This is a genomic window from Marinobacterium profundum (assembly GCF_001528745.1).
Classification (GTDB): domain Bacteria; phylum Pseudomonadota; class Gammaproteobacteria; order Pseudomonadales; family Balneatricaceae; genus Marinobacterium_A; species Marinobacterium_A profundum.
In genome coordinates, this window is record NZ_BCNS01000157.1 from 16,680 (window position 1) to 43,440 (window position 26,761).

Annotated in this window: 24 protein-coding genes; 12 read left to right on the forward strand and 12 right to left on the reverse strand. The window is 55.7% G+C overall.

Features of this window, described 5'->3' with window-relative positions; translation table 11 throughout:
• Nucleotides 1-37 precede the first annotated feature (37 nt).
• The gene (locus tag MPRO_RS18825; protein WP_067296601.1) at nt 38-733 is read left to right on the forward strand and encodes an isochorismatase family protein; all 696 of its coding nucleotides are present in this window, start codon (nt 38-40) and stop codon (nt 731-733) included.
• A gap of 138 nt (nt 734-871) precedes the next feature.
• Entirely contained in the window at nt 872-1,048 is a 177-nt protein-coding gene (locus MPRO_RS25940) for a hypothetical protein (RefSeq protein WP_158651874.1), read from the forward strand.
• Between the two features lie 52 nt (nt 1,049-1,100).
• On the opposite strand, the gene MPRO_RS18830 is transcribed toward MPRO_RS25940, so the two are convergent.
• The gene (locus tag MPRO_RS18830) at nt 1,101-1,340 is read right to left on the reverse strand and encodes a LexA family protein (protein WP_067296604.1); all 240 of its coding nucleotides are present in this window, start codon (nt 1,338-1,340) and stop codon (nt 1,101-1,103) included.
• A 75-nt stretch (nt 1,341-1,415) separates the two neighbouring features.
• Between MPRO_RS18830 and MPRO_RS18835 the strand changes: the two genes are divergently transcribed.
• Genes MPRO_RS18835 through MPRO_RS18850 form a run of 4 tightly spaced genes read left to right on the forward strand, consistent with a single transcriptional unit; the run spans nt 1,416 to nt 5,246 of the window.
• Nucleotides 1,416-2,546: an IS630 family transposase gene (locus MPRO_RS18835; RefSeq protein WP_067296607.1), complete on the forward strand. Its 1,131-nt coding sequence runs from the start codon at nt 1,416-1,418 to the stop codon at nt 2,544-2,546.
• Entirely contained in the window at nt 2,518-3,417 is a 900-nt protein-coding gene (gene dctP, locus MPRO_RS18840; RefSeq protein ID WP_245635139.1) for a TRAP transporter substrate-binding protein DctP, read from the forward strand. The genes MPRO_RS18835 and dctP overlap by 29 nt, the downstream gene beginning before the upstream one ends.
• 51 nt (nt 3,418-3,468) lie before the next feature.
• Nucleotides 3,469-3,957, forward strand: a complete 489-nt coding sequence (locus tag MPRO_RS18845; protein ID WP_067296611.1) for a TRAP transporter small permease — start codon at nt 3,469-3,471, stop codon at nt 3,955-3,957.
• The gene (locus tag MPRO_RS18850) at nt 3,954-5,246 is read left to right on the forward strand and encodes a TRAP transporter large permease (protein WP_067296615.1); all 1,293 of its coding nucleotides are present in this window, start codon (nt 3,954-3,956) and stop codon (nt 5,244-5,246) included. The genes MPRO_RS18845 and MPRO_RS18850 overlap by 4 nt, the downstream gene beginning before the upstream one ends.
• A 582-nt stretch (nt 5,247-5,828) precedes the next feature.
• Here MPRO_RS18850 and MPRO_RS25945 read toward each other — a convergent pair.
• Nucleotides 5,829-5,966 (reverse strand): hypothetical protein, encoded by a 138-nt coding sequence (locus tag MPRO_RS25945; protein WP_158651875.1) that lies wholly within the window; start codon nt 5,964-5,966, stop codon nt 5,829-5,831.
• Nucleotides 5,967-6,048: 82 nt separating this feature from the next.
• On the opposite strand from MPRO_RS25945, the gene MPRO_RS18855 reads away from it, so the two are divergent.
• Complete coding sequence (locus MPRO_RS18855) at nt 6,049-6,234, forward strand: hypothetical protein (RefSeq protein WP_067296617.1); 186 nt, start codon at nt 6,049-6,051, stop codon at nt 6,232-6,234.
• Between the two features lie 910 nt (nt 6,235-7,144).
• Here the strand turns inward: MPRO_RS18855 and MPRO_RS18860 are convergent.
• From MPRO_RS18860 to MPRO_RS18870, 3 genes are all read right to left on the reverse strand, one after another.
• Complete coding sequence (locus MPRO_RS18860) at nt 7,145-8,662, reverse strand: NCS1 family transporter (protein WP_067296620.1); 1,518 nt, start codon at nt 8,660-8,662, stop codon at nt 7,145-7,147.
• A gap of 74 nt (nt 8,663-8,736) precedes the next feature.
• Nucleotides 8,737-10,515 carry a hydantoinase B/oxoprolinase family protein gene (locus MPRO_RS18865; RefSeq protein ID WP_067296623.1) on the reverse strand — a complete coding sequence of 593 codons (1,779 nt, stop codon included), beginning with the start codon at nt 10,513-10,515 and terminating at the stop codon, nt 8,737-8,739.
• Nucleotides 10,516-10,531: 16 nt separating this feature from the next.
• A complete protein-coding gene (locus MPRO_RS18870; RefSeq protein WP_067296627.1) occupies nt 10,532-12,622 on the reverse strand; it encodes a hydantoinase/oxoprolinase family protein in 2,091 nt (696 codons plus the stop codon).
• A 251-nt stretch (nt 12,623-12,873) separates the two neighbouring features.
• Here MPRO_RS18870 and MPRO_RS18875 point away from each other — a divergent pair, with 251 nt between their 5' ends.
• Nucleotides 12,874-13,770, forward strand: a complete 897-nt coding sequence (locus MPRO_RS18875; RefSeq protein WP_067296630.1) for a LysR family transcriptional regulator — start codon at nt 12,874-12,876, stop codon at nt 13,768-13,770.
• 590 nt (nt 13,771-14,360) lie between these two features.
• On the opposite strand, the gene MPRO_RS18880 is transcribed toward MPRO_RS18875, so the two are convergent.
• Nucleotides 14,361-15,569, reverse strand: coding sequence for a beta-ketoacyl synthase N-terminal-like domain-containing protein (locus MPRO_RS18880; protein ID WP_067296634.1), 1,209 nt, complete (start codon nt 15,567-15,569; stop codon nt 14,361-14,363).
• A 290-nt stretch (nt 15,570-15,859) separates the two neighbouring features.
• Here MPRO_RS18880 and MPRO_RS25950 point away from each other — a divergent pair, with 290 nt between their 5' ends.
• Entirely contained in the window at nt 15,860-16,033 is a 174-nt protein-coding gene (locus MPRO_RS25950) for a beta/alpha barrel domain-containing protein (RefSeq protein ID WP_158651876.1), read from the forward strand.
• A 167-nt stretch (nt 16,034-16,200) separates the two neighbouring features.
• Here MPRO_RS25950 and MPRO_RS18885 read toward each other — a convergent pair whose 3' ends face one another.
• The 5 genes from MPRO_RS18885 to MPRO_RS18905 form a co-directional block, all read right to left on the reverse strand.
• The gene (locus MPRO_RS18885; RefSeq protein ID WP_067296637.1) at nt 16,201-17,517 is read right to left on the reverse strand and encodes a TRAP transporter large permease; all 1,317 of its coding nucleotides are present in this window, start codon (nt 17,515-17,517) and stop codon (nt 16,201-16,203) included.
• A complete protein-coding gene (locus tag MPRO_RS18890) occupies nt 17,507-18,160 on the reverse strand; it encodes a TRAP transporter small permease subunit (RefSeq protein WP_245635140.1) in 654 nt (217 codons plus the stop codon). The genes MPRO_RS18885 and MPRO_RS18890 overlap by 11 nt, the downstream gene beginning before the upstream one ends.
• 28 nt (nt 18,161-18,188) lie before the next feature.
• On the reverse strand, nt 18,189-19,172 hold the full coding sequence (locus tag MPRO_RS18895; protein WP_245635141.1) for a TRAP transporter substrate-binding protein: 984 nt from the start codon (nt 19,170-19,172) through the stop codon (nt 18,189-18,191).
• Nucleotides 19,173-19,381: 209 nt separating this feature from the next.
• A complete protein-coding gene (gene aptA, locus MPRO_RS18900; protein ID WP_067296645.1) occupies nt 19,382-20,698 on the reverse strand; it encodes an omega-aminotransferase AptA in 1,317 nt (438 codons plus the stop codon).
• 143 nt (nt 20,699-20,841) lie between these two features.
• Nucleotides 20,842-22,290, reverse strand: coding sequence for an NAD-dependent succinate-semialdehyde dehydrogenase (locus MPRO_RS18905; RefSeq protein WP_082708969.1), 1,449 nt, complete (start codon nt 22,288-22,290; stop codon nt 20,842-20,844).
• Between the two features lie 138 nt (nt 22,291-22,428).
• Between MPRO_RS18905 and MPRO_RS18910 the strand changes: the two genes are divergently transcribed.
• Nucleotides 22,429-23,361 carry a LysR family transcriptional regulator gene (locus MPRO_RS18910; protein WP_067296652.1) on the forward strand — a complete coding sequence of 311 codons (933 nt, stop codon included), beginning with the start codon at nt 22,429-22,431 and terminating at the stop codon, nt 23,359-23,361.
• Nucleotides 23,362-23,449: 88 nt separating this feature from the next.
• On the opposite strand, the gene csiR is transcribed toward MPRO_RS18910, so the two are convergent.
• Entirely contained in the window at nt 23,450-24,139 is a 690-nt protein-coding gene (gene csiR / locus MPRO_RS18915) for a DNA-binding transcriptional regulator CsiR (protein ID WP_067296655.1), read from the reverse strand.
• Nucleotides 24,140-24,321: 182 nt separating this feature from the next.
• On the opposite strand from csiR, the gene glaH reads away from it, so the two are divergent.
• Together glaH and lhgD are read left to right on the forward strand one after the other, a co-directional pair.
• A complete protein-coding gene (gene glaH, locus MPRO_RS18920) occupies nt 24,322-25,302 on the forward strand; it encodes a glutarate dioxygenase GlaH (protein ID WP_067296659.1) in 981 nt (326 codons plus the stop codon).
• 156 nt (nt 25,303-25,458) lie between these two features.
• Complete coding sequence (gene lhgD / locus MPRO_RS18925; protein WP_067296662.1) at nt 25,459-26,682, forward strand: L-2-hydroxyglutarate dehydrogenase; 1,224 nt, start codon at nt 25,459-25,461, stop codon at nt 26,680-26,682.
• Nucleotides 26,683-26,761 lie beyond the last annotated feature (79 nt).

The following is a 26,761-nucleotide window of genomic DNA, read 5'->3' on the forward strand; positions in this document are numbered from 1 at the left end:
ACTCACTTATCCAGTAAATCACACGAGAGCAAAAGACATGTCTCAACAACTGATGGAAATGCTTGAACAGGCGTTTGAGGAATCCACCAAGCTTTATCAGGATCGCGGCTTTCAGCGTCGCGTCGGTTTCGGTAAGAAACCCGCGCTGATCAACGTCGACCTCGCCAACGCCTGGACACGTCCAGGCAACCCCTTCACCTGCGATAAAATTGACGACGAAATCATTCCTGGCGTGCAGCGTCTGCTTGAAGCCTGCCGTGCCCACGGTTTCCCGGTTATCCATGTCACCACCTGCTATCAAGTCACCGACCGTGAAAACCCCAATACCGATATGGGCTTGTGGCACAACAAGATCCCGGTTGACGTGGTGGATCAAAGTAATGAAGACCTTTGGGCAATCGATTCGCGTATTGCGCCGATCGAGGGCGAACAAGTACTAATCAAGAAACGCGCCAGCTCCTTCCACGGCACCTACCTGGCAGGCTTCCTGCGCGCAGCCGGCGTGGACACCATTCTGGTAACCGGTGTTACTGCGTCAGCCTGTGTTCGCACTACCCTCTGCGACGGTCTGGCTGAAGGCTTTCGCACCATCGCAGTGAAAGAATGTATCGGTGACCGCGTGCCTGGGGCTGTGGCCTGGAATCTGTTCGATATCGACGCTAAATTCGCCGATGTGGAGCCGGTCGACAAGTGTGTTGATTACCTGAATACCGTTGGTGCAGCGAAAGGCTGAGACTGACTGCATCGGGGCCCCGCGCATTGCACAATCGTGGCAGTCGACACCCAACGCCGACAACCGCAGCGAGGGCCCCTTTTTCAAGTACAGCCAATAACCTATACCGCCTACCCACAACAAGAAGAAGGAACGGTAATGAGCACAGTTATCCGAACACTGCTACTGGCCTCGCTACTGGCCCTGATGCCAATAGCCCATGCCAATGAGGCTACTCGACTCAAGCTGCATAGCAGCATCGCTCAAACACGCCCCGAGGCACAGCAAGTCGAACACTTCGCTCGACTAGTACCGTTTCACAGGGAAAATGATTGATTGGAACTCCATCATTTTCCCTGTCTGCCCCTGGCTGCTGACCAGCGAGGCATCACTTCAGGTCTGGTAGCTCAGAGCGCGACAGCCTGAGCGCTATACTGCGTGGCTTGCGTGGGGTGCGCTGTATCAGAGCCTTCTTTTCCAGTTCAACGACCATCCGGTGGACAGCGGGGGCTGAGACCTCGAAATATCGCTGCATGTCCTGCTCAGCAGGCGCATAGCCATTCACCTTGGTGTAGTAGTAGATAAACGCAAGGTACTGGCCTTGCTTGTCGGTATAGCTCACGGACATGCTTTACCTTTCGGGGTCGACATCGGTCATTGACGGTGTTCTTCTTTGCCGGTTGTACCACCACAAGGACCCGTTGTGAACATCAAGTACCGTATCGACCTGACGTCAGAGGAACGTGAATACCTGCACGCCATCACCGCCAAAGGCAGCACCGGTGCCCGCACGATCAAGCGCGCCAACATCTTGTTGATGGCTGATCAGCGCAAGCATACCGATCAGGCTATCGCCGATGCGTTGTCGGCTGGAACGGCCACGGTGTATCGCACCAAGCGCAACTTTGTCGAATACGGGCTGGAGAGCGCCCTAGCTGAGGGGAGTCAGCCGCGAGGCGCTCGGTTACTCAACGCGGTCGATGAAGCAAAGTTAATCGCACTGGCCTGCAGCAAGCCACCGCAAGGCTGTGCGCGCTGGACGCTCAGTTTATTGGGTGAACGGTTAGTCGCCCTGACTGACCTGGAAACCGTCTCTATCGAAACCATTCGCCGCCGCCTCAAAGAAAATGCGCTTAAACCCTGGCAGAAGAAGATGTGGTGCCTGCCAACGCTCGATGCAGACTTCATCGCGCAAATGGAGTCAGTGCTGGAGCTGTATGTCGAGCCCGCTGACGAGAAACGCCCGGTGGTCAACTTCGACGAAGCCATGAAACAGCTCGTCGCTGATACCCGTGATCCCGTACCGATGAAGCCAGGACAGCCTGCGCGACAGGACTACGAGTATTGCCGTAAAGGGATCGCGAACCTGTTTGTCTTTTTTGATCGCCACCGGGGATGGCGGAAAGTGAAGCCAACGCAGCAAAAGCGCTGCATCGACTTTGCCGCGTGCATGCGCGACCTGGTGGACATTCATTACCCCGAGGCTGAGGTCATCCGGGTGGTCATGGATAACCTGTCGACGCACAAAGCCGCCTCACTTTACAAGGCATTTCCGGCAGCAGAAGCCCGGCGTATCCTGCGCCGGCTCGAGTTCCATTACACGCCCAAACACGCCAGTTGGCTGAATATGGTCGAGATCGAAATCGGAAACATGAACCAACAGTGTCTGGATCGACGCATTCCGGACTGGGATACCCTGGCGCAAGAACTCGCGGCCTGGGAAACACGAAGAAACGAGGCCAAGGCCAGCATCAACTGGATGTTCAAGGTGGAAGATGCCAGACGCAAGCTGGGTCGAGCCTACAATGAACTCAACCCATCAAACGCCCTGTGAAACAGTACTAGTGGATGAAAAGTCCGGCGGCAAGCTGAAAATCGAGGTTTACCATTCAGGATCCCTCGGCCTCAAGGAAACCGATATGATGCGGATCATGAAGGCAGGACTAGTCGACATGGCCTTCCTCTACGGCGAATACTACAACCGCGATGCGCCTGCACTGCCGGCGATCTACGCCCAAGGCGCCATCACTGAAGGTAGCCAACATCTTGAGGTACTGCCTACCCTGCGCGACCTCTATAGCGAGGCCTACGCAAAATGGGGCATCCACAGCGTGGGTGGCGTTGTTGCACCAGTTTTCGATGTAGGCTTGCATTGCAAGGATCCAGTCAACTCCCTTGCACAACTGCAGGACAAAAAAGTCCGCGTATGGTCCAGCCATCTAGTCGATACCTTCAAGCATCTCGGTATCAGCGCCCAGGTGATTCCGCAAAGCGATATGTACCTAGCGCTGCAGACCGGCGTCGTCGACTGCGCCTACTACCTTTCTACTGTTGCTAAAACCGTCTCGCTACAGGAAGTCACAAAGTATGAGGCCTACCTGCATCCCTGGGCAGCCTCGCCCTGGATCTTCGGTGTTAGTGACAAAACTTGGCAACGCCTGAGCCCGGAGCATCGCACTATTCTGCAGTTGGCTGGCGAAGAGGTTTGGGCTGAAACCCGCGACTTGGCCGTAGATCCGGAGCGTGAACGCCTGGCTCGGTCTGAGCGTGAAGCATTAGGTATCACCATGCTGCCGGCCTTCAGCACAAATGACGTAAAAATCTTTGTTAGCGCCGCCAACCGTGCATGGGAAGAAATGGCCGAACGTGCCGGCCCCGAAGGCCTCGATTACTACCGTACCGTATCCGGCATAACCCACCACTGATCCGAACCCCATTGCGCCGGGCCTTGGCCCGGCCATTTCCAGGTACAGCTTATGTCCATGCTTACGACGCTGATCGACCGCCTGGCCCGGATGCTGTTCATCCTTGGCGTGCTGGCAGGCATCCTGATGACGGTGCTGATCTTCACCAGCACCCTACTGCGTTACCTGATTGGCCACCCGATTGGATTCTCCGACGAACTGGCTGGGCTGATGTTCGTCACCCTGGCCTTTACCACCATCCCTCATGTGCTGAATCAGAACCGGCATATAGGACTGGACCTGTTTACCGGCATGCTGTCCCACACAGCGCAACTCTATGTGCAATGGCTGGCTGCTCTGATCTTTATTGCTTTCGCACTGATCCTTGCCTGGGAGTCCTGGCAATTCATGACATTTTCCCACCAGATCAGCGCTCGCTCTGATATCAGTGGTCTGCTGCTCTGGCCCTGGATGGCGATCATGCCATTTTCGATGGTGCTAACCATCCTGATTCAACTTAAAAACACCTTTAACCAAAGTACTAGGGAGACACCCCTATGAGCTGGATTATTCTGGGTTCCAGCCTGATCATCTTGCTAGGCACTGGCGCCCTGCTGGGTGCCGCACTGGGGTTGACCGGCTTTATACTGTTACATTTCCAGGCAGGCGGCGCCAGCTCGTTGGCAGTCAATGCGGCCTGGAACCTTCTGACCGAATTTACCCTTAGCGCCGTACCGCTGTTTATCTTTCTCGGTGATATTTTGCTGGCCAGCGGCGTGTCGACGCGGGTTTACAACGGGCTTGCACCACTGTTTCGCTGCGTGCCGGGCCAGCTACTGCATACCAACATCGCCGTCTGCACCCTGTTTGGGGCCGTCAGCGGCTCAAGCACATCCACGGCCGCTGCAATCGGCTCAGTCGGCTACCCGGAGCTGAGCCGACGCGGTTATGACCCTGCCATGGTGGTCGGCACCTTGGCCGCCGGCGGAACACTCGGCCTGTTGATTCCGCCAAGCCTTTCACTGCTAATCTATGGTGCGACCCAGGATGTATCGATCGGCAAACTGTTCCTCGCAGGACTCGTACCCGGCGTAATGATTGCACTGGGATTCTTTTGCTGGATCCTACTACGCTCGCGTATCGGCAGCAGGGTCACGCCGCTGGAACAAGATACCTTCAGCTGGCTGGATGCCGGACGCGGCCTGCTGCAAGTCTGGCCCCTACCGATCCTGATTTTTTTCGTGCTTGGCACCATCTATATGGGCATCGCGACCCCCACGGAAGCAGCTGCCTTGGGCGTAGCCGCCTCGATCGGCCTAGGTTTGACATGGGGCGACTTGACCTTGCCCAAGCTCTGGCTTGCCTTCCAGCGCGCCGCCATGATGTTCAGCTCCATCGCCCTAATCCTGGTTGGCACTGTAATCCTGGCCCAGGCAGTAAGCCTGCTTGGCCTCCCCCGTACAGCCGTCGACATGATCTCGACACTTGGTTTTGATCGCTACGGCGTATTGGTGATGGTCGTACTGATTTATCTGGTGCTGGGCTGCTTCTTCGATGGTATCTCGCTGCTACTAATGACACTACCGATCACCTTCCCGATGGTAACCAGCCTTGGCTTCGACCCAGTCTGGTTCGGCGTTATCGTCACCCTGCTGATGGAGGTCGGCATGATTACTCCACCGATAGGGTTGAATCTGTTCGTGCTTACCTCGATCACCAACAACGAGGTCAATATCGCCGAAGCCGCCAAAGCCTCGGTGCCCTACTGGCTTATATTACTTGGGGCAGTGGGTTTACTGACGCTGTTTCCGGTAATAGTGTTGTGGTTGCCTGATATGGTTTTGAATTGAGAGGAACCTGCCCTTAGCGCAACCCCAGTTAAGCCATAGCGCCTCAGCCTTGCTGCCGAACCATAAACTTCTATGGTTTTGGCTGGGTATTGCGTGGCTTGGACAAACCTTCTCGGTGATTGAAGATTCATCGTGCGACCAACGACAACACATCCTGCGATAGTGGAATAGCTATACCACCAACCAGTGACTGGAGTAACCTCGCCCCAGAAGTAGGAAGTCCTCTTCGTGCAGGCGGTCGAGGTGCTCCATTCACCCTCTAATATGCTGTGCCACAATGTGTCGCCACGCCTTATCAGTGCCCCCCTCGAAGTGGCACCTTGCATATAACTCATCCGAAAACCGTAGCGTTCCAATATGCGAATTCAGGTATCAGCGAAACAAAAATTCGGAAGGGTGTATGTACTGAGTGACTTCAAATTACAGCGTGGAGAACGCTCGGAGCGTCCCTTGCAGCGGATACCCTTTCAGCTTTTTTCTCAAGAGCCCTGAAACTGTTGCCCGAGACCGAGTAACGTGAACCATGCTGACTAAAAGGCACCTCGAAAAACCTCGCAGGCCCGCAGTACCCTTGAGTTAAATTCATTGCGTCTGATACAGCGATGGACTGACACCGATGAAAAACCACACAGTGCCCTCAAAACCGATTTGTTTGCCGTCGACCAGCACCGGGAGAATAATTATCGCCTGGTTGATCCGCTGGTGGAGATCAATCTGCACATCGACTTTTTCCCCTGGCGGCAATCGTTGGTCAAGTTGCGCCCTGCAGAGTGGCCGGCCTCCCTTCTAGACGGCGAACACGGTGGTGCGTGTTCTGGTGTTCAAACTGCGATACAACCTGTCTGACGCGAAGATTGATGATGCAGGCACCAAAGCTTTGTTTGATGGTGTAGTGAACCAACTGATGCGCAGGAGCTATATTGCGAGCGGCGGTCAGATCATCGATGCGACGCTTGCCCCTGCCCAAGCAGCGTATTCGCAGTCATGAAAAGACATCATCAAGCAGCAGGCCACGCCCGTCGACTGGAAGCAGGCCCAGCGCAGTCAGAAAGACCTGGATGCCACCTGGACCAAAAGCATGGCAAGCGCCATTTCGGCTACAAGGTGTCAGATAAAGCCTGAACTAATCACGTTATAAGGTGATTCGCTCAATTGAGACCGGCACCGCTTCCGTGCATGACAACCGCCGCTGCGACCAGGTAATTGCCCTTTATAACACCAGCCCGAATGTCTACTCCGATCGCGGCCATGACTGCTAGGCTTCGCGGCAATCGCCCTAAAATACAACGCAATGGGGCGCACGCCCACTGTCCGACGGCCAAAAACGTCACAACCATCGGCTTGATTCGGCCAACGAATAGGCATCGATCCGAAGAAACAAACCTTCTTTCCTCGAGGAATTCATCTAATGCCTTCGCTCAACCGAGCGCCAACGCTAGTCGGTTAACGCCACTTCATTACCCATAAAACAGTCCAAAAAAACCTTATCGCCGATATAGAGTTAACGACATCGTGGCATCGTTCTAGGCCTTGCCGCAGCGCCTTTCTAAAGCCCGCCCACGCGCCGATGTGGGCCCTGGTAGAACGCCGACAGAGCAGTTTCTCGGTCACCGACAGGAACCAACTGGTGTCAAGCAACTCCATTTTAAGCTCACTCACGCAGCGACCTTCTTCGCTCAGGCTCTCACCGCCCTTCCGCAACTCATCATCACGAGGTCACTCCGGCTCCCCAACGGGTGAAAGGCCCTCTGGGCCGCCATCAAAAAACTGACCGGATAGATAATTCGACACCTTCCCCCACGCAAAAAAAGGCCCCGAACGAGTCGAGGCATAAAAAGGATACAGTAAATGGGACCGGCCGGTATTTGCACCATCCCTAGATCAGGATTCTGGTCGGCTTATGAAACCTCCTCGTTGCCATTCAGCGCCAGCTGCTCGGTCTTAATCCGCCGAAAGCCACCAGAGGCCGGATCATGCACCCAGTTAACGCCAACGCTGGTCGCCAGATAATGGTCGCCGTCAACTGCGCGAACTTCGGCCTGAGGATGCTGTTTTAGTACCCAGAATTTCATCAGCAAGTAATAGAACACCAGGCCGGCGGCAAAACCAACGACAAACGCCCAGCTTCCAGAGAAAAAGGCCAGCCCGCCAGCAAGGGCCCAGGCAAGAATGCCCGCCAGGTTGAAACCACTGCTGTAGCGGTACTGACCCTCGGCCCGATAGAGTTCCGGCACATTGAGACGGCGACGACGGATCAGATAGTAGTCTGCGATCATTATGCCGCCGATGGCCGATAGAAAGGCTCCATAGGAAAACAGGAAAGCAAAGAGATTATCGAGAATGACCCAGGGCATTGCCAGAGTGCCAATAATTCCGGTAAGCAGCACCGCCACCGGGTACTTTATGTAGGGTGCACCGGCATTGACAAAGGTCAAGGCCGCCGGAATCAGGTTGGCCGCGTTGTTGGTTGACCACTGTGCCAGTAGTACCAACGCCAGCAGCACTATTAGACTCAGTCCCTCACTCTGTCCCTGGATCACATTGATCGGATTCCAGTCACCAGCGGCGATAAAGGATGCGGCGCCAATCACCGCGATCCAGGTCTGAGTCAGCGGCAGTGCAATCAGCTGGGCCACAAAGATGTTTTTGTTACGCCGAACAAAAACCCGCGCCCCCGATTCGGTTTTCACATAGCGGGTAATATTCGGAATATCGATAGCCAGGGTCGACCAGAAGGCCACATTGGCTAGGAACAGCGTCAGCGGCGCGATCTCTTGCTCGCCGACGAAGGTCCAGATATTGATGCCCTGGGTGTTGGCCAGTACATCCAGGGTGAAATACATCCACACAGAGATCGCCATGATGGCCGGTGCTGCAATGGATGCCAGCACTTCAACGGCCTTGATACCCAGCGCGGTATTCCCAATCTGCACCAGCGCAAACACGAGATACCATAGAGGCCAGCTGGAGAATCCACTCAGGTATTCGACAATGCCGTTAAGCGCCAGCGCGCCAAGGTACGTCTGGATACCAAACCAGATCGCTGCGATCAGGCCACGGAATATCGACGGCAGATGTGTACCGTAGATGCCGAAGGGAGCACGCAGGTAAACCGAAAACGACAGGCCGTGTTCGGTGCCAATATCGGCGGTTAGCGTCATCAGTAACGCCAGCACCAGGTTGGCAACCAGGATAATGCCGACCACCTGTGGTAGCGGTAGGCCGGCGACACCGTTGGCGCCAAGCTGAAAGGTCGCGATAATCACCGCGATACCAATCCATATCCAGACAAACCCCAGCGCGCCGATGGGGCGCTGCTGTATGCTGACCGGCAAAATGGATTCTTCGAGCAAATGATTGACTGCGGCGGACTCGAGACGAGCGCCAGCCACAGCCGATGATGTATCGGAAGTCATAATAGGGTACCCTATTGATGTAGTAATCGAACGGGTGGGAGCGGACGGCGTCCGCTCCCGGATTGAAGCCTGCGTTAGGCCGAGATAGCCTGGCGTTGTCGCATTTCTGAACGACGGCGCTGGGTTGCATCCGCATCGATCACTACCGCTTCGCTGAGCACCACACCATAGATGTCACGGGCATGCTCTAGACTGCAGAAGTCATCTAGTACGTCCTCGCGAACCTGCTCTGGCGTGCGCTCCAGCGGGTCACCGTAGCCGCCGCCGCAGGGCGAATAGTAGGCCATCACATCGCCGGCCTGAGTGGCGTAACCGGAAAACTTGGACGGCATCAGAGTACGCTCATCGGGGTTGGCCGCGTTGTAGATCTCGGTTCTGCCCACCGCGCCATCAGTGCCACCGAAGATGCCCCAGGGCACATCGTAATGGCGTTCACTCTCATGGGTAATAAAACCTGGCGTTAAAACGCGTTGCGCCTTAACCACCCCTATACCACCGCGGTGCTTGCCTGCTCCCGGCATGACATCGTCACGCAGTTCGTAACGATCGCAGATCATCGGCAGATGCATGCCCAGGTCTTCAATCGGGTTGTTGCGCGTATTTGCCATCAGGTTGTCAATGCAGTCCGGGCCATCCGAACGTGGCCGCCCGCCATAGGCGCCTTCATTGACCTCAAGAAACACCCAGTAGTCGCCGCCCTCCTTCAGGCCCGAATAGGACGCAAAAGAGATTGACGCCGAGCTACCTGCAATCACACGCTCCGGCAGCACCGGTGCCAGGGCACGGATGATCAGATCGATCATACGATTGCACTGGGTAAAGCGTGCCTCAGCCGCTGCCGGGAATATCGGATTAAAGATGGACCCCTTGGGCGCTACCACCTTGATGGGCCGGAACGATCCCTCATTCGACGGCACCGGCGTTTCCAGTGTGTAGCTATCGAGCAAAAGCATACGAAAGGCTGCGTAAGCCGCCACCTTACAGGAGCCTTCAAAGGGTACGTTGTAAGCAGTTGGCGTCTGGTCGGCGGAGCCGGTCAGGTCGACCGTGACTGAATCCCCCGCCACCGTTACCGTGACAACCACCGGCAATCGGGTTTCACGATTGCGGCCATCATCATCGAGGAACCCCTCTGCGCGATAATCACCGTCCGGAATCGCTGCAATACGCTGCCGTAGCATGGTTTCGGAATAGTCGATTAACTGCTCGATCGCCGCGAAGGCGGTGTCTTTGCCATAACGCGTCAGCAGCTCCTTGAATCGTTTTACACCTAACTGCGCAGAGGCGACCTGGGCCTCGATATCCCGTATCAGCTGCGTCGAGGCACGGCTGTTATGGGTGATCATTTGCGCAAGACCCTCATTACGCTTGCCCTTTTCGTACAGTTTGATGCCAGCGAGCAGCATGCCTTCGGCATAGACATCGGCGACATCAATGATCAGCCCCGGTGTAGCCGCACCGATATCGATATGGTGGGCGGTATTGCCCGCAAAGGCGATCAGTTCACCTTCGTGGAAAATTGGAATGATCACGGCCAGATCCGGGCTGTGGCTTGAGCCGTAGTAAGGGTGGTTGTGCACCACAACATCACCTTCATGCCATTCGCCACCCTGCAGGGTCTGTTCAATACCCCGCAGGTAGGCCGGGATTGAACCGATATGCATTGGCGTCGATTCTGATTCACAGATCGTCTGGTAATTCAGGTCAAACAGCCCGGCCCCCAGGTCCTGGGATTCACGTATGATCGACGAGAACGACATGCGGTACAGCACATGCCCCATCTCTTCGGCGATGGTATCGAGCGCCCCGCTGATCACCTGCAGGGTGATCGGGTCAACTTTAATAGTGTTCATGGCCTCGTCCTCGCATTTAATGTTGGGAGATGATGACATTGCCGTAGGGCGTCACTTTGGCGACCCAGCCCGGTGGCACCAGCGACGTGGAGTCATGCTGCATCAGCATGGCTGGCCCCTCGATCAATTGCCCTGCCCGCAATCGCGAGCGGTCGTAGCGGGGTGTTATGCGTGCGCTACCATCGTCGAATATTGTTTCGCGCTCGTAGAGAAACGCATCGACAGTATCACCGGGCTGAGCAGCAGCCAGCGGTGGCCATTCGAGCTTTTGCGACTCAGAATTTCCGATCAGGCGCAATGTCACAAGCTCAACAACCGCCCCCTCAAAGCAGTAGCCGTAGTCCTGCTCATGCTGCCGATGAAAGGTTTCAATAACCTGATTTACCGCATTGCTATCGATAGCTCCCGCGGGGAACTCGGCCCGCAACTCGAAGCCCTGGCCATAGTAGCGACACTCGGCGATCCGACTGATGCGCATCATCTCTTCCGATACATCGTCATTGCGCAGTTGCTCACGAACCTCGCTCTCCAGGCTATCCATACTCAGCTGTAAACGCTCAAGCTGCTGATCGCTAATGGTATTAAGGTCACACATCAGAGACCGGGTATTCTCGTACTGAATATCAGTCGTAAGGAGACCAGCGGCAGCTGTAATACCAGGGGCAGGCGGCACCAGTACCGCCTTCGCGTTCACTTCCTCGGCCAGTGCCGGACCATGCACCGGCCCTGCCCCGCCAAAGGGCATCAGCACGAAATCGCGTGGATCAACCCCCCGTGCAACAGAGCTGGAGCGAATGGCCAGGGCCATGTTGTTATTAACGATCTTGAGGATACCCAGCGCCGCTTCCTCTAGCGACAGCCCTAAAGGTTCGGCAATCTTCTCGCGAATGGCCTGTTCCGACAGCGCCCGGTCTACCTTGAGATCGCCGCCAAGCATCTGATCAGGGTCCAGCCTACCGAGGACAATATTGGCGTCCGTCACCGTCGGTTCGCTGCCTCCTCGGCCATAACAGGCCGGCCCCGGGTTTGATCCAGCCGAGCGCGGCCCGACCTGAAAGCCTCCCGCCTCGTCGACGAACGCTATCGAGCCACCACCCGCCCCAATGGTAATCAGATCAATCATCGGCGCCAGCACCGGATGGCCGGATACGTAGGAGTCCCGCGGATTCATAATCTTGATGCTGCCATCAACCAGAGTGGAGATATCGGCCGACGTCCCCCCTATATCCACGGTAATCAGGTTGCGCTCACCATCGAGGCTGGCGAAATAATGTCCCCCGATCACCCCGCCAGCGGGGCCGGACATCAGGATATTCACCGGGCGCTCGCAGCAGCTCTCAACCGTTGCGACACCGCCATTGGACTGCATAATGCGCAGTTCGGCATCGATGCCATTTTCACGTAATTGGCTGGAAAGATGGATCAGATAGAATGAGGTTCGGGGGCCTATATAGGCGTTCATTGCGGTAGTGGAAAAACGTTCGTATTCACGCATGACATCGACGACTTCGCTCGAACAGCAAACATAAGCGTCCGGCATCTCCTGTTGCACAATCTCCTTGGCTCGCAATTCGTGGTCCCGATTCAGGAAGGAATAGAGAAAGCCGATGATGACCGCCTCAACACCGCGGGATTTAAGCAACCGGGCCGCCTCTCGCACCTCTGCTTCATCCAGAGCCGTTTCAACATCACCGTGCGGTGGCAGTACCCGCTCGTTGATGGGTATGCGATTGCGACGCCTGACCAGCGGATCTGTTTGCCAGGGAGCATCGAAATGCAGCGAAAAGTTATGCGGCCGCTTGTGCCGTCCGATATGCAGGATGTCGCGAAAGCCTTTGGTCGTCAGCATTCCCACTTCAGCACCGTTGTGCTCGATAGAGATATTGGTTGCGACTGTGGTGCCGTGAACGATCAGATCCACCTCTTCCTTGCCGATACCCGCCTGATTGCAGAGCTCCAATACCCCCCGCATCACGGCGATTGATTGATCCTCGAGGGTACTTGGCACCTTGTGCTTGAAGATCGCGCGGCCGATCGAGTCACGCTCCGTGGTTTCCAGTATCAAGTCCGTATTCGTCCCGCCTACATCTACGCCTATACGTGCCATAGTGCTTGCTTCCTCTGTACGTCGATTGCTGAGCCAGATTGCTGCCGACTTTTGCGAACAGTCGTTCGGGATGCATGATTGCGCATACCCTTGTGATCTTGAGACATGAGACTCTGCTCCATCTTTATACTTATTCGAAAGGTTCCAGGGCCCTGAATCCGGTGGCTGTTCAACTTGTCACCACTTGCAACCTAGTCTATGCTCGGCAATTGATACCGTCTAATTCATTTTAATGAAGAATTGATAACTCCATGAGCATTAATGTTCGATTTGATCTGCGCCACCTGAAAGCCTTCATGGCCGTTGCCGAACTGCTCCATTTCAAGAAAGCAGCAGAGGCGCTGTTTATCACCCAGCCTGCCCTCAGTCGCCTGATAAAGAATTTGGAGAATGAAGTGAAGGCCGAGTTATTTGCCCGAACAACCCGCCAGGTAGCACTGACAGAGGCTGGCCGGCTGCTTCAGGATGAATGTCGGCTGGCATTCAGTCATATCGAGCGCGGAGTCCATCTTGCGCAACGCGCTGCCGAAGGGGACATTGGCCATATTACAATTGCTTATAATGACTTCTCGATCAACGGCAACCTGCCGCGCATTCTCGAAGCCTTTAAGGAAAAGTTCCCACAGGTTGCGGTCGAACTCAGCTATATACCATCTCATCTCCAGCATGAAGCCCTACGCGACTGCCAGATAGATATCGGTTTCTTAATAGGGCCGTCCGAGGACGGCTGCATCGAATCCTTGCTGGTGGACCGGGAAAAAACGGTGGTAATCCTTCCGGTCAAGCATCCACTGGCCCAGCGCAAAACAATCCGACTGAAAGAGCTGGCCGACGAGAAGTTTATTATCGGCTCGGAAGGCGGCTGGCAGGCCTTCCGAGCCCATATATTCACCATTTGCCAAAAGGCCGGTTTTATTCCTCAAATAATTCAGGAGGCTTCCACCAGTAATGGTATTTTCGGCCTGGTGGCCGCCAATATGGGAATCTCACTCTATGCGGAGTGCGTAAAAAACTTCACGCGCCGGGATATCGTCGTGGTACCACTAGAGGAAGACCAGAGCATCATCGAAACTGTCGCAGCCTGGAACACGGCCTACGAAAGCCCTAGCGCACGACGGTTCAAGGAGCTACTCAAGCAGGCACTTTAAGATTGAGAGGTGAGTAATGCCTCTGACTCATCCACAGACTACGATCCCACGACACTACTCGAATATCGCCGCCAGCGGCATAAACGCACAGCCACCGCGATCGAGATCCTGTTCAGAGCGCATTTGGAAGATCATTGCAGCGAGCTGGCCCATCAGTACAGCCAGCACGACAAGGTTCCGCCATCCAAAAAATCCAAAGACCCACTCACACGAGTTCTCAACTTGATTCTGACCTTAGCGGAAAGCGCACGGCGAAACGAGCAGGAGCTGAGGTTACAGCTTGGTATCGGTCCCGAAGGATGGCCATCAAGGGGCATCCCCTGAAATGGAGGCGACCTACCGTCAAGACTTGACGCTCTGTCGCGAGGGGCCGCGCCCTTTTCGGTACTGGTGGAGTTGCGCCGGTTTTACAAGTTACACGCAGAATACCAGACGGTCTTTAAGCTGGCAGAGCAGTTCCGTAGACTGGCCAAAACTCGCGCCAGGCAGCGTTTTATATATTAATCAGGGGCTCTTTCTATCTTCAATCCAGCCATGACATTCGAACACTTCAGGAACCTCGCAATGGCAACCATGAAGTCTACCCTTGCTCAATGTCGAGCAAAAATAAGACTGGCATTTACGCCGCCAAACCCGAAGCTATTAGACATCACCGTATCGACCCGGCAGCCACTACGGGTTTCATGAATCGGCGGACAGCCTTCCAGTTCCGGATCCAGCTGTTCGATATTATGGGACGCGATCATCAGGCCCTGTTGCATCATAAGCAATGAGTAGATGGCCTCATGCACACCGGCCGCTCCCAGCGCATGGCCACTCAGTGCCTTAGTCGAGCTATACGGCGGCACTTCACCGCCAAAGGCAGCCAGCGCCGCGCGAATTTCCACCAGATCACCGGCCTGGGTACTGGTCCCGTGGGTGTTGAGGTAATCAACAGGTCCGTGCCAGCTATCCAGTGCCATTTGCATTGCGCGCAGAGCGCCCTCGCCGGAGGGCGCCACCATATCCAGGCCATCCGAAGCGGTGCCATATCCCACCACTTCGGCATAGATATGGGCACCGCGGCGCAGGGCGTGATCCCTTTCCTCAAGTACCATTACCCCCCCACCACCACTGATCACAAACCCATCGCGATCCCGGTCATAGGGTCGGCTCGCCCGCTCAGGTGTGGCGTTAAAGCGGGTTGAAAAGGCGCCCATCCCATCAAACATGCAGCTCTGACTCAAGTGCTCGGCTTCCGCACCGCCGGCAAAAACAATTTCCTGCTTGCCGAACTGGATTTGCTCGAAGGCATGACCTATACAGTGCGCACTGGTGGCACAGGCCGATCCAATAGAGTAGTTCAGCCCTTTGATGCCAAAATAGCTAGATGCACAAGCCGACGCGGTGCTCGCCATCGTTCGGGGTACCCGATAGGGACCGACCTTGCGAGCGCCCTGATTTTCGAGCAGACGGTTAGCCTCGACAATATCTTTACTCGACGCGCCCCCGGATCCCAGCACACACCCTGTTCGCGGATGTGATACCAAATCCGCATTCAGTCCGGCATCGGCAATGGCGTCTCGCATCGCCAAACAGGCATAGACAGCTGCATCCCCCATAAAACGTGCCTGCTTGCGCTCAATTGACGCAGAATTAGCCGTCACCTGACCGGACAAATGACAACGCAGCCCTGCATCACGGTAAGTGCTGTTTATCCCGATGCCCGAGCAACCGCCTACTAGCGATGCAAACACTTCATCCAGACTGTTGCCCAGGCTCGATACGATTCCCATTCCGGTTACAACCACTCGACGCATAGCACAGTCTCCGCATCCACAATTGTTCAGCTGCCGAGTCAATACGACAGCAGGCGGCCCGATATTAAGCCAAAGCAACATGAAGATTAATTGCCTTTGCGGAATCGATTGATAACACCAATGAGAGTAGTTACAGCCCACGGTGATTAGGGGCCTGATGATCACAACAGTGCCAGGCTATAGTGGTGAAATAGGAGGTATGTCGGCCTTTACTGCCAGCGTTCCCTACGAGTCCTTTTGACTGGCCGCCTCCCATAACCACAGTTGGCAGCAGCACCCCGGATTTGTCGTTGGAAGACTACGTGGCCGCAATCCGTGCCACCAAAACCCTCCCACTCACCACCGACTTTGGCATCAAAACCTGTGCCCAAGTACAGGCACTGCACCGTCATAGCGATATCACCGTGATCGGCTCAGGCCTGCTGGATGCCTATAACCGCGGTGGCCCCGCGGCCGTACTGTAGCCGTGAGGCCGCTGCGAGCCTGAGTATCCGCCGAGCGGGATCAGCAATAAAGAAGATAAAGAAACGGGTGCGATCTTGAGCACCTACCTGATCGAAAATAGAGTCTTACCGCCCCGACCAGCAGAGCTTGACCGCCCGCTTGATCTCAGAAAATCAATACTCGTTACCTACCCCATCACCAGGTTCGGCAGCCACATGACCAGCTCCGGAAAGAGCATGCAGAACACCAGAACCATAAGCTTCAGCAGAATGAAGGGCGTCACCGACTTGTAGATATCCAGCATGCTGACATCGGGGGGCGCAATTCCCTTCAGATAGAACAACGCAAAACCATAGGGCGGCGTCTGCACCGCGATTTCAATATTCAGGATCATCAGAATACCGAACCAGATCGGATCAAAACCAAGATCCACCACTATGGGAGTAAAGAGCGGCGCGCACATCAGTACGATGATGAACTCATCGATAATGAAGCCCAGCAACAACATAATCAGCTGCATCAGAATTACCACGCCCAAAGGCGGTAATCCCAAGTCCTTGGTGAAGCCGGCCACCATATCCTGCACGCCCATCATCAGATGAAAGTTGCTGAACAGCGTGGCTCCCAGAATAATCCACATAGCCACACTGACCAGCATGGCCGTCTCGATACCGGCCATGCGAAACATGCCCATGCGGAAACGCTTGAAAAAGAAAGCAAGTATCAAGGCCCCGACGACCCCAATGGCGCCGGACTCGGTCGGTGTCGCGATGCCGCTGACAATACTGCCCAACACCGCCATAATCAGCAAGAGAGAAAACAGACCATCCCGCAGCGTCCGCAGTTGTTCCTGCGGTGACATCGACGCTTCCTTTCCCGTCCCCATCGGAGCACGTGCCGGATTTAGCTTGCAACTGATAACGATATAAGCCACTAACAGGCAGATCGTAACCAGCGCCGGTACCAATGCGGCAATGAACATCCTCCCGACAGAGTTCTGGGTGGAGGCTGCAAACATGATCATAGGCACACTGGGAGGAATCAGAATCCCGAGGCCCCCGCCGGCCATAATCACCCCCAGCGCCAGCCGTCGGTCATAGCCGCGCTCCAGCATCGGCCTTAGCGCAATACTGCCGGAGGTCATGATACCAGCACCGATAATACCAACCATTGCGCCAATCATGGAGCAGACACCCACCACGCTGATTGCCAATGACCCGCGCACCCGTCCTATGATCAACTGGCTGGCATTGAACATCGCGTCGCCAATGCCCGAGCGGGTAAGCAACTGGCCCATATAGATATAAAGCGGAATCGCCAGCAGGATAAAACTGAACAATGTCGATTCAAAGGTACTGGGCAATATATTGAAAATCCCCTCGCCCCAGGTGCCATACCCCACGGCCATGGCAATACCGCCCAGCGCCAGACCAACCGGTGTTCCAATCACAAACGCAATCAGGATACAAAGCAGCAAAACACCCGTAAGCAACTCAATTCCCATCTTCACGGACCTCCTTCGGATTCAGCAGCAGGTCTTTTCCCGCCAGTAGATGATAAGCATCCCTGATCATGTCGCTGAAAAGCTGCAGGATCATCAGCACCGCCGAGATCACCAGCATAAGCCAGAAGTGGTGCATGTTCGGCGCCCATTCACTCATGCGGCGATATTTAAACTCGATTGCTTCGTTAAACTTTTCGATGCAGACAATAATGACTATCACCATAAAGAAAATCGCCAATAGCGCCGACAACAGATTAAAGATACGGCGACTCTTGCCGGAAACCGACATATAAAGAATATCGACGTTGATATGAGCCTTTCGCTGTTGCGCATAGGCGCCGCCAAGTGCCGCTAGATAACCGAAGCAAAACAACGACAAATCATAGGCCCATATAGTTGGCTGATTCAGTAGATAGCGGGAAAACACTTCGAAGGCCACGATCAGAGCAAGCAAAGGCATCAGATAAGAGGTGGAACGGCCAATAAAGGCCACTAGGCGTTCAACACTGGCGCAGTAGGTTCTGAGAACGTTTTTAATCATGGACAAGCTCTGAGAAGAATAGGCAGAGGCCACACCCGTGCCTTCGACAATTAGCCCCCCGCTTCGGGTAGCGGCGATGAATATAATTGACGCAGCACGCACAGTGCGCCCCTGTCTAGAGGGTCGGCGATTACTTCAATTTCAGGATATCTACAAGCTGCTTGCTGTATTTGTCCTGCTCAGCGTACTCGTCCCACAGGGACTCACCTGCACTGGCCCAGGCAGACTGGTCATCGGCGCTCGGCAGAGGGCTCCACTGCATCCCCTTGGCTTCCATGTCTGCGATAGCCTCTGACTCCCACAGACGAGACTTAGTCATCTGCAGCTGCGCATGCTTGGCGGTGGCAGACTGCACTATGGCTTTGAGGTCTTCGGGCAATTTATTCCAGGCACTTTGATTAACCACTACCGGCAGCACTTGGGCTCCGGCCAACGGCAGACGGTACATGTACTTCGCCACTTCGACATGGTTACCATCACGATGATCAATCAGGTTGCTGCCGATGGAGCCATCAATAACCCCTGTGGCCAGCGCGGTATAGATTTCGCTCCAGGTCAGGGACACAGGCGCAGCCCCGAGCTTGCGCACGAATTTACCATAGGCGCCCGGGGCCCGCAGTTTCAAGCCCTTAAAGTCTTCAATTGAATTGATCGGTTCCTTGGTCAAGAGGTAGACTGGCGGCTGAATATAGGGATCCAGCCATACCAACCCCTGCTCGCCGTAGGCTCTTTTCAACACCTTATCCCAGCCCTTCTCATGAAACAGGACGCTGAGCTCCCCTACATCGGCGGTACCGCCTGGCAGACCCACTTCAACAATACCCACCGGCATCTCTCCGGCATTCATCGGCTGAAAAGGTGCCCCCATAGTAATAAGACCCGATTTAACCGCCCCCAGAATACCGGTGGTCGCCACACCCTCTCCGGCATACATCATTTTGACGGCCATGCGCCCACCGGACATGGTTTCAATATCCTGTGCCAGGCTCGAATAAACTTCACCAAACGCCGTGCCTCGCGTATAGAGGTTGGCAAAACGCCAGTTGTATTCCGCAGCCGAGGCGCTTGATACCAGGGTGGTACAGCCCAGCAGAAGTGCAACGGATCCCGTCATCAATTGCTTCTTCAATCTACCCAATAATGTCCGCATCCAAAATTACCTTTCTAGTTATTTGAAATAGCCGCGAACCGACCATTCACTCATCAGTTCGCGGGCAGGTTAACAACAGCCCTGCGGCCGTTACATCACGTCTTGCACACCTAAAGGTGAGGTGCCATCAAACATTCACCTGCCGCTGCGGCGAGGGAAATCCGGCAGCCCCCTCAAAACAGCTGCGAAGCCGTTTTGCGGATCGCGGTCACCAGTTGATCGACATGCGGCTTTTCGATGGTCAATGGCGGCGAGAAGGCGATACTGTTGCCTACCGCCCGAATCATCACGCCGTTGTCGTAGCAGGTGCCCTGGAAGGCCGCGCCGACCGGCTTGTCGCCGAAAGCCCCTTCCGCAAACTGTACTGCACCGATCAGGCCGTAGTTGCGCACATCCACTACCTGCTCGATATCCCGCAACGAATGCAGCGACTGCTGCCAGTACTGGCCGATCTCGCCGGAGGCTCGTGTCAACAGGCCTTCACGCTCGTAGATATCCAGGGTGGCAAGCCCCGCCGCACAGGCGACCGGGTTACCCGAGTAGGTGTAGCCGTGATAGAACTCGACGGCGCCAGCGGGGGCACTTTCCATAATGCAGTCGTGAATGGCATCGTCGACGAACACGGCGCCCAGCGGTACGATACCGTTGGTGATGCCCTTGGCCGAGACGATCATGTCAGGCACCACGTCGAATTCGGTGGATGCAAAGGCGGATCCCAGTCGACCCCAACCCGTGATAACCTCATCAAAGATCAGCAGGATATCGTGCTGGGTACAAAGTTCGCGCAGCCGTTTCAGGTAGCCGGCCGGTGGCAGGATAACGCCACCTGCACCGCTAATCGGCTCCACTATCACCGCAGCGATACTACTGGCATCGTGCAACCGGATCAGCTCCTCCAGCGCATCGGCTTTTTCCAGCCCGTGCTCCGGCAACCCCTTGCTGAAGGCATTCCGGGTCAAATCCAGCGTATGTGGCAGATGATCGACCGGCAGCAACGGCCCGAACCCCTTGCGATTCGGCATCAGCCCCCCGACCGATATACCGCCAAAGTTAACCCCGTGGTACGCCAATTCCCGGCCAATCAGCTTGTATTTTCCAGCCTTACCGCGGGCCACCTGGTAGGCCAGCGCAATTTTCAGTGCGCTTTCAACAGCTTCGGAACCTGAGTTGGCAAAAAAGACCTTGTTTAGGTTTCCCGGCGTATGCTGAATCAGACGCTCGGCAAACTCGAAACCGATATCATGCCCGAAGCTGAACGGTGAGGTATAATCAAGCTCAAGCGCCTGCCGGCCAATTGCCTCAGCTATCTCGGGGCGGCCATGACCGGCGTTGACACACCAAAGGCCGGCGGTCGCATCCAGAACCTGGCGCCCTTCATCGGTATAACAATAAATGCCCTCTGTTTTTTCGATAATACGCGGCTTCGCTTTAAAAGACCGGTTCGACGTAAAGGGCATCCAAAAAGCATCTAGGCTTTTATACTTTTTCATCTCACAAAAACCCCGAATAGAGTGATCAAATGGTACACGTATAACCTGAACGACATATCAACCGGACAAAGCGAAAAATAACGCATCGCCAACTAAGGTTTGGTCGCTATTAAATGAATTCCTAACCAGCGTCTACAACACAGTCAGATGCCGCCCATGCAGATATATTTCAGCTCTAAATAGTCATCAATCCCGTGACGTGAGCCCTCACGTCCGAGTCCAGATTCCTTAACGCCACCGAAAGGAGTTAGCTCATTGGAAATCATGCCTTCATTGACCCCGACCATGCCGAACTCCAGCCCTTCGGACACCCGCCAGACGCGCCCGATATCGCGACTGTAGACATAGGCCGCGAGGCCGTAGGGAGTGGCATTGGCGCGTGCAATCACCTCCTCTTCGCTGTCAAAACGGAATACCGTGGACACCGGACCGAATAGCTCGGCGTGGGCAATTTCCATCGATTCATCCACTTCGGTTAATAACGTCGGCTGATAAAAACGCTGTCCCTGCGATACCGGGTAACCACCACTGTTCAGCACTGCCCCTTGTTCCAGCGCTCGGCGCACCAGGCCGTCGATCTTGGCCACCGCCGCGTCGTTGATCAGCGGACCGATATCGGTACTGTCATCGCTGCCGGCACCAAGGCGAAGCTTTTCCACTTCCTGCTGATAACGGGCGACAAAACGCTCATAAAGTCCGGACTGCACATAGATCCGGTTGGTGCAAATGCAGGTCTGGCCGGCATTACGATATTTGGACACCAGGGCACCGGCGACCGCCGACTCCAGATCGGCATCATCAAACACTATAAACGGTGCATTACCGCCGAGCTCCATTGAGGCCTTCTTGACGGTTTGCGCCGCCAAACTGAGGATGACCTTGCCCACAGGGGTCGAACCGGTGAACGAGACCTTACGCACGACCGGATGGGTACAGAGCTCACGTCCAACTTCAACCGGGCGCGCTGTCGTGACGACGTTGATCACGCCCGCCGGGATGCCCGCATCTTCCGCCAGCGCCGCCAGCGCCAAGGCACAGAGCGGCGTGTCTTCCGCAGGTTTGATGACAATGGTACAGCCGGCGGCGATGGCCGGCGCCGCCTTACGGGCGATCATCGAGATTGGGAAATTCCAGGGAGTGATTGCCGCAACTACTCCAATCGGCTGCTTGATCGTCAGCAAACGGGTGCGACGGCTATTGGACGGAATGTTCTCGCCATAGGTCCGCTTGGCCTCTTCGGCGTACCACTCGAAGAAAGAGGCGGCAGAGAGAACCTCGCCCTTTGCTTCGCGCAGCGGTTTACCTTGCTCTAGGGTCAGCAGCCGGGCCAGCTGATCGGCGTGCTCGACGATCAGGTCATGCCAACGCCGCAGCAACTCCGCACGGGCTCTGGCAGTGGTATGTTTCCAGCTGGTAAAGGCCACATTGGCCGCATCGATCGCCGCCCGGGCCGACGCGACGCCCAGATCCGGTACGTTAGCGATGAGCTTACCGTCTGCCGGGTTAATCACCGCCATGACTGCACCGTCGTCCGCCGTTACCCAGGCACCGTTAATATAGGCCGCTTCTCGTTTCAGATTGCTGTATTGCATTGTTATGCTATCCGAAGTCGCTTAACATGAATTTTTGCGCATCGTTAATATATGCACCCTGTCATTCGCCCAATACTAGCAATCGCCAGCCACACGACAGATGATGGTCTCTTAATGTTTAGTTTTAGAAAGTAACTCATGAGTCAGAAGAACTACTCACTCGGGCAGGTCGGCGACTTTGAAATTAAACAGCTGCGGATATTCAAGGCGGTGGTCGACAACGGTGGTTTTTCCGCCGCCGAAACTGAGCTCAATATCAGTCGCTCGACGGTCAGCATCCATATCTCCAATCTTGAAGCGCGTCTCAATCTGACACTATGCCGGCGCGGGCGAGGCGGTTTTGCGTTGACCCAAGAGGGGCAAGTGATCTACGAAATGACCAACAAACTGCTCGATTCCCTCGAGCAGTTCCGCGATGTTGCCAATGAGATGAGTCACAACCCGGCAGGGGAACTGCGTATCGTAGTCAGCGACGGCATCAGCCTGGACCCGCGTTGCCGATTCCCGGAAATGATCAGCCGCTTCTGCGACCTGGCACCGGAGATGACACTGCACAGCGAGGTCGCCGCGATGTCCGATATCGAACGCATAGTGCTGAACGATGAAGCTAATGTGGGCCTGACTCCCTACCACCGCAGGCTCGACGGCCTAAACTATATCCACCTGTACAGCGATATCTGCCGGCTCTACTGTAGCCAGACCAATCCCCTGTTCGCGCTTAACGACGACGAGCTCACCGATGAGATGATCGACGGCTATACAGCGATACAGCCCGGCCTGAAACTCCACGAGGAGGCCAGTCAACAGCTTTGTGCCATGAGCCTGAGAGCGACGGCCTACTTCTACGAAACCCGACTGGCGATGATTTTGTCCGGCAAGTTCATCGCCTTCCTGCCGGAAATCTATGCCGAGCCCTATGTGCAGAGCGGCCAGCTGAAACGGCTCGGCGGTGATGACCGCTTCTATACCCTCGGGATCGCGGCCATTACCAAGAAACGCGCTCAGCCGAACAGACTCACCGCGCTCTTTCTGGACGTCATCCACGAGTTCAGTGGCCAGCCCGCCAGTTGAGAAGTCTCGATCAGGGTACTCAGGTGGTTCATAGGAACTGGCTACAGCAGATATAGTGCCCGCGGCCTTCCTGCCAAAATGCGCAGGCCTACTCCTCTGCGAGCTTCGCCTCGCGCACGATCGCCGTGATGATCGGCACCGGCGTCAGCAAATGATCCAACATCAGGGTTCCGGCCCGCTGCGCATCACGCTCGAGCAGCGCCTCTACTATCGCCGCATGTTCCCGGCGCTTGTTCACCAGCGCTTCAGTGGAAAATACCGTCTGACGTAACCATAGCTGCCGATAGCGCTCAGCCTGATCCATCAGGGTCGCGCGCAACTCAAGCAGTTTCGACGAACCGCAGCCCCGGGCGATGGCGGTATGAAATTCCTTATGCCGTTTGTCCCAGAGGGATATCATCTCGTCGGTACTGTGGAGTGCTGCAACACTGGCCAGCGTGTGGGCCTTGCCGATCACCTCGGCTTCCCAGTGTTCATCGCCACGCTCGACGGCCAGGCGCACGATCATAGCCTCGAGATGGGCGCGCGCATCGTAGATGTCGTTCAGTTCCTGCAGTGACATTTTCGCCACCCGGAAGCCCCGCTGGCTGGCCGCCGTGACCATACGTTCGGCCACCAGTTGCGACAGCGCCTCGCGCATAGGACCGGCACCGATCTGATAGCGCTCTTTCAGGTGGCTCATGAGCAGCTTGTCGCCCGGCCGGAATTGCCCGCTCGTAATATCCCGCTTGAGCAGCCCGTAGGCAATCACCGCCTGATTCTGTCGTTCAGCTTCCATCATCATCGCTTGTCACAAAGTCCGGGTCAGTTCACAGCAAGCCGATTATACCCACTGAATTCGCCTGATAGAAAGAATGCATTCAAATACTTTGTTGACGAAATCAAAAAATGTAGATATTTTTAAAAAACGAATATATTAATTCACTTAAACCTATCCCTTATCGTTCCGAGGTTGCCACCATGACTCAAGTTGCCGCCGCCCAAAACACCGCTAATCTGAACAGAATGACTGACTATCAGGGCTTTACCCTGAGAGCGAGTGACTATTCCAAGCGGCTTCTGTCGCTGGATTTCTCCGCCGACACCATCAGTCAATTCGTTGAAGCCATGGCCGAGTACCCGGTGCAAGCGCTGGAGTACAAGTCTTTCCTGCGCTTTCGGGCCGGCCAGATTCTGGACGACCTCTGCGGCAATCAGCTCCAGCCCCTGCTTATTGAGACCCTGGCCGACCGTGCCACCGGTGCTCTGCTGATTAATCTGCAGGGGCTGGAACGCGTGGAACAGGCTGAGGAGATGGTCAAGCTCACCACGGCGGTCGCGCACCTCTTCGGACGCTCCAACCTCGATGCAATGAGCGGACAGTACTACGCTCGTTTCGTCGTGCAGAATGTGGACAACTCCGATAGCTACCTGCGCCAGCCGCATCGAGTCATGGAGCTGCATAATGACGGTACCTACGTGGAGCAGGATACCGACTACGTGATGATGCTGAAAATCGATGAACAGAACATGGACGGCGGAAACTCCCTGCTGTTGCATCTTGATGACTGGGAACATCTGGCGTGCTTCAACGCCGATCCGATGGCACACAGGGTTATGCGCTGGGCCGCACCGCCGAGCAAAAATATCCGCAAGGACGTATTCCACCCGGTGTTCAATGTCGACAACCTGGGTCGGCCGATCATGTCCTATATTGATCAGTTCGTGCAGCCGAAAGATTTCGCAGAAGGCACATGGCTGGCCGATCTGTCCGATGCCCTGGAGAACAGCGCACAAAAACTGTCCATTCCGGTGCCGGTCGGCAGCTTCCTGCTGATGAACAACCATTGCTGGCTCCACGGCCGTGACAAGTTCACGCCGCACGAAGGGCTGCGTCGCGAACTGATGCGTCAGCGCGGCTACTTCACCCACGCCAAGGTCCTGCGCAACCCGGGCCAGTAAGCGAACGCCTGAACATGGCAGCCGCGAACAGCTACCGGCATTGACGGTTGCCCTGCACACCAAGCGCTTCAGCCTAAGGTTAACTCTGGCTGGGCCGCATCAACCTTCCGGCCACCGTAGCACCGGTGGCCCAAGCGATCGAAAAGTGAGGTCTGGATGTACGATTTCATCATCATCGGCGGCGGCATCGTTGGCATGTCGACGGCCATGCAATTGCTGAAAGCCTTTCCCGAGCGCAAGGTTCTGGTCCTCGAGAAAGAGTCCCGGCTGGCCGAGCATCAGACCGGCCATAACAGCGGCGTGATCCATGCCGGTGTCTACTATACCCCGGGCAGCCTGAAGGCGAAGTTCTGCCTCGAAGGCAATCGCGACACCAAGGCCTTCTGCGACAGCCACGGCATTGCGTATCAGACATGCGGAAAATTGCTGGTGGCCACCAACGCGCTGGAAATGGAGCGCATGAAGGCCTTATGGGAGCGCACCGAGGCCAACGGCCTGGAACGCTACTGGCTCAGCGCTGGCGAACTGAAGGAACGTGAACCCAATATCACCGGCATGGGTGCTATCTTCGTCCCCTCTAGCGGTATTGTCGATTACCGCGCCGTCACCGAAGCGATGGGACGCGAGTTCATTGCAACGGGTGGCGAGATCCACTTCAACAGTACCGTCACCACCATTGAGGAGCGGGCGTCAGAGGTACAGGTCCAGACCCGCCAGGGCACCTTCAGCAGCCGCTATATGATTTCCTGCTCCGGTCTTATGGCCGACCGTATCGTGCGCATGCTTGGCCAGAAGCCCTCATTCCGGATCTGCCCATTCCGCGGCGAATACTTCAGGCTCAAGCCCGAACACAATCAGATCGTCAACCATCTGATCTATCCGATTCCCGATCCATCGATGCCGTTTCTTGGAGTGCATCTGACGCGGATGATCGATGGCAGCGTCACTGTCGGTCCCAACGCGGTACTGGCCTGGAAACGGGAGGGTTACCGCAAGACCGACATTTCGTTGCGGGACAGCCTCGAAACCCTGTCCTATCCAGGCATTATCAAGGTGCTGAAGCAGAATTTGCGACCGGGCCTCTCCGAACTGAAAAACTCACTGCACAAGGGCGGTTACCTGAAGCTGGTGCGCAAGTATTGCCCCATAATCGAAAAAGCGGACCTGCAGCCCTACCCGGCCGGCGTGCGAGCCCAGGCGGTATCTCACGACGGTAAACTGGTCGACGACTTCCTGTTCGTCAATAGCGCCCGTACCATAAACGTCTGCAATGCGCCGTCCCCCGCCGCCACCTCAGCGCTACCGATCGGCCGACATATTATCGCAACCGCCATTAAACAGTTTAGTCTGGACACTCCGGCTGACACACGGGTTGCCTGAAAGAACCCGAAAGAACTAACTGAGGGGCCTATTCAGGCCCTTCCCTGCTGTCAATCAGAGCCTGTGGGCCTTTTCAACA

Excerpts from the sequence above, each read along its gene's own strand:
- dctP (WP_245635139.1), top strand. The coding sequence starts at position 2,518 with ATGAACTCAACCCATCAAACGCCCTGTGAAACAGTACTAGTGGATGAA.
- MPRO_RS18845 (WP_067296611.1), top strand. The coding sequence starts at position 3,469 with ATGTCCATGCTTACGACGCTGATCGACCGCCTGGCCCGGATGCTGTTC.
- MPRO_RS18825 (WP_067296601.1), top strand. The coding sequence starts at position 38 with ATGTCTCAACAACTGATGGAAATGCTTGAACAGGCGTTTGAGGAATCC.
- MPRO_RS18895 (WP_245635141.1), bottom strand. The coding sequence starts at position 19,172 with ATGACGGGATCCGTTGCACTTCTGCTGGGCTGTACCACCCTGGTATCA.
- MPRO_RS18860 (WP_067296620.1), bottom strand. The coding sequence starts at position 8,662 with ATGACTTCCGATACATCATCGGCTGTGGCTGGCGCTCGTCTCGAGTCC.
- MPRO_RS18875 (WP_067296630.1), top strand. The coding sequence starts at position 12,874 with ATGAGCATTAATGTTCGATTTGATCTGCGCCACCTGAAAGCCTTCATG.
- csiR (WP_067296655.1), bottom strand. The coding sequence starts at position 24,139 with ATGGAAGCTGAACGACAGAATCAGGCGGTGATTGCCTACGGGCTGCTC.
- MPRO_RS18870 (WP_067296627.1), bottom strand. The coding sequence starts at position 12,622 with ATGGCACGTATAGGCGTAGATGTAGGCGGGACGAATACGGACTTGATA.
- MPRO_RS18865 (WP_067296623.1), bottom strand. The coding sequence starts at position 10,515 with ATGAACACTATTAAAGTTGACCCGATCACCCTGCAGGTGATCAGCGGG.
- lhgD (WP_067296662.1), top strand. The coding sequence starts at position 25,459 with ATGTACGATTTCATCATCATCGGCGGCGGCATCGTTGGCATGTCGACG.
- MPRO_RS18885 (WP_067296637.1), bottom strand. The coding sequence starts at position 17,517 with ATGGGAATTGAGTTGCTTACGGGTGTTTTGCTGCTTTGTATCCTGATT.
- MPRO_RS18910 (WP_067296652.1), top strand. The coding sequence starts at position 22,429 with ATGAGTCAGAAGAACTACTCACTCGGGCAGGTCGGCGACTTTGAAATT.
- MPRO_RS18850 (WP_067296615.1), top strand. The coding sequence starts at position 3,954 with ATGAGCTGGATTATTCTGGGTTCCAGCCTGATCATCTTGCTAGGCACT.
- glaH (WP_067296659.1), top strand. The coding sequence starts at position 24,322 with ATGACTCAAGTTGCCGCCGCCCAAAACACCGCTAATCTGAACAGAATG.
- MPRO_RS18830 (WP_067296604.1), bottom strand. The coding sequence starts at position 1,340 with ATGTCCGTGAGCTATACCGACAAGCAAGGCCAGTACCTTGCGTTTATC.
- MPRO_RS25940 (WP_158651874.1), top strand. The coding sequence starts at position 872 with ATGAGCACAGTTATCCGAACACTGCTACTGGCCTCGCTACTGGCCCTG.
- MPRO_RS18905 (WP_082708969.1), bottom strand. The coding sequence starts at position 22,290 with ATGCAATACAGCAATCTGAAACGAGAAGCGGCCTATATTAACGGTGCC.
- aptA (WP_067296645.1), bottom strand. The coding sequence starts at position 20,698 with ATGAAAAAGTATAAAAGCCTAGATGCTTTTTGGATGCCCTTTACGTCG.
- MPRO_RS18880 (WP_067296634.1), bottom strand. The coding sequence starts at position 15,569 with ATGCGTCGAGTGGTTGTAACCGGAATGGGAATCGTATCGAGCCTGGGC.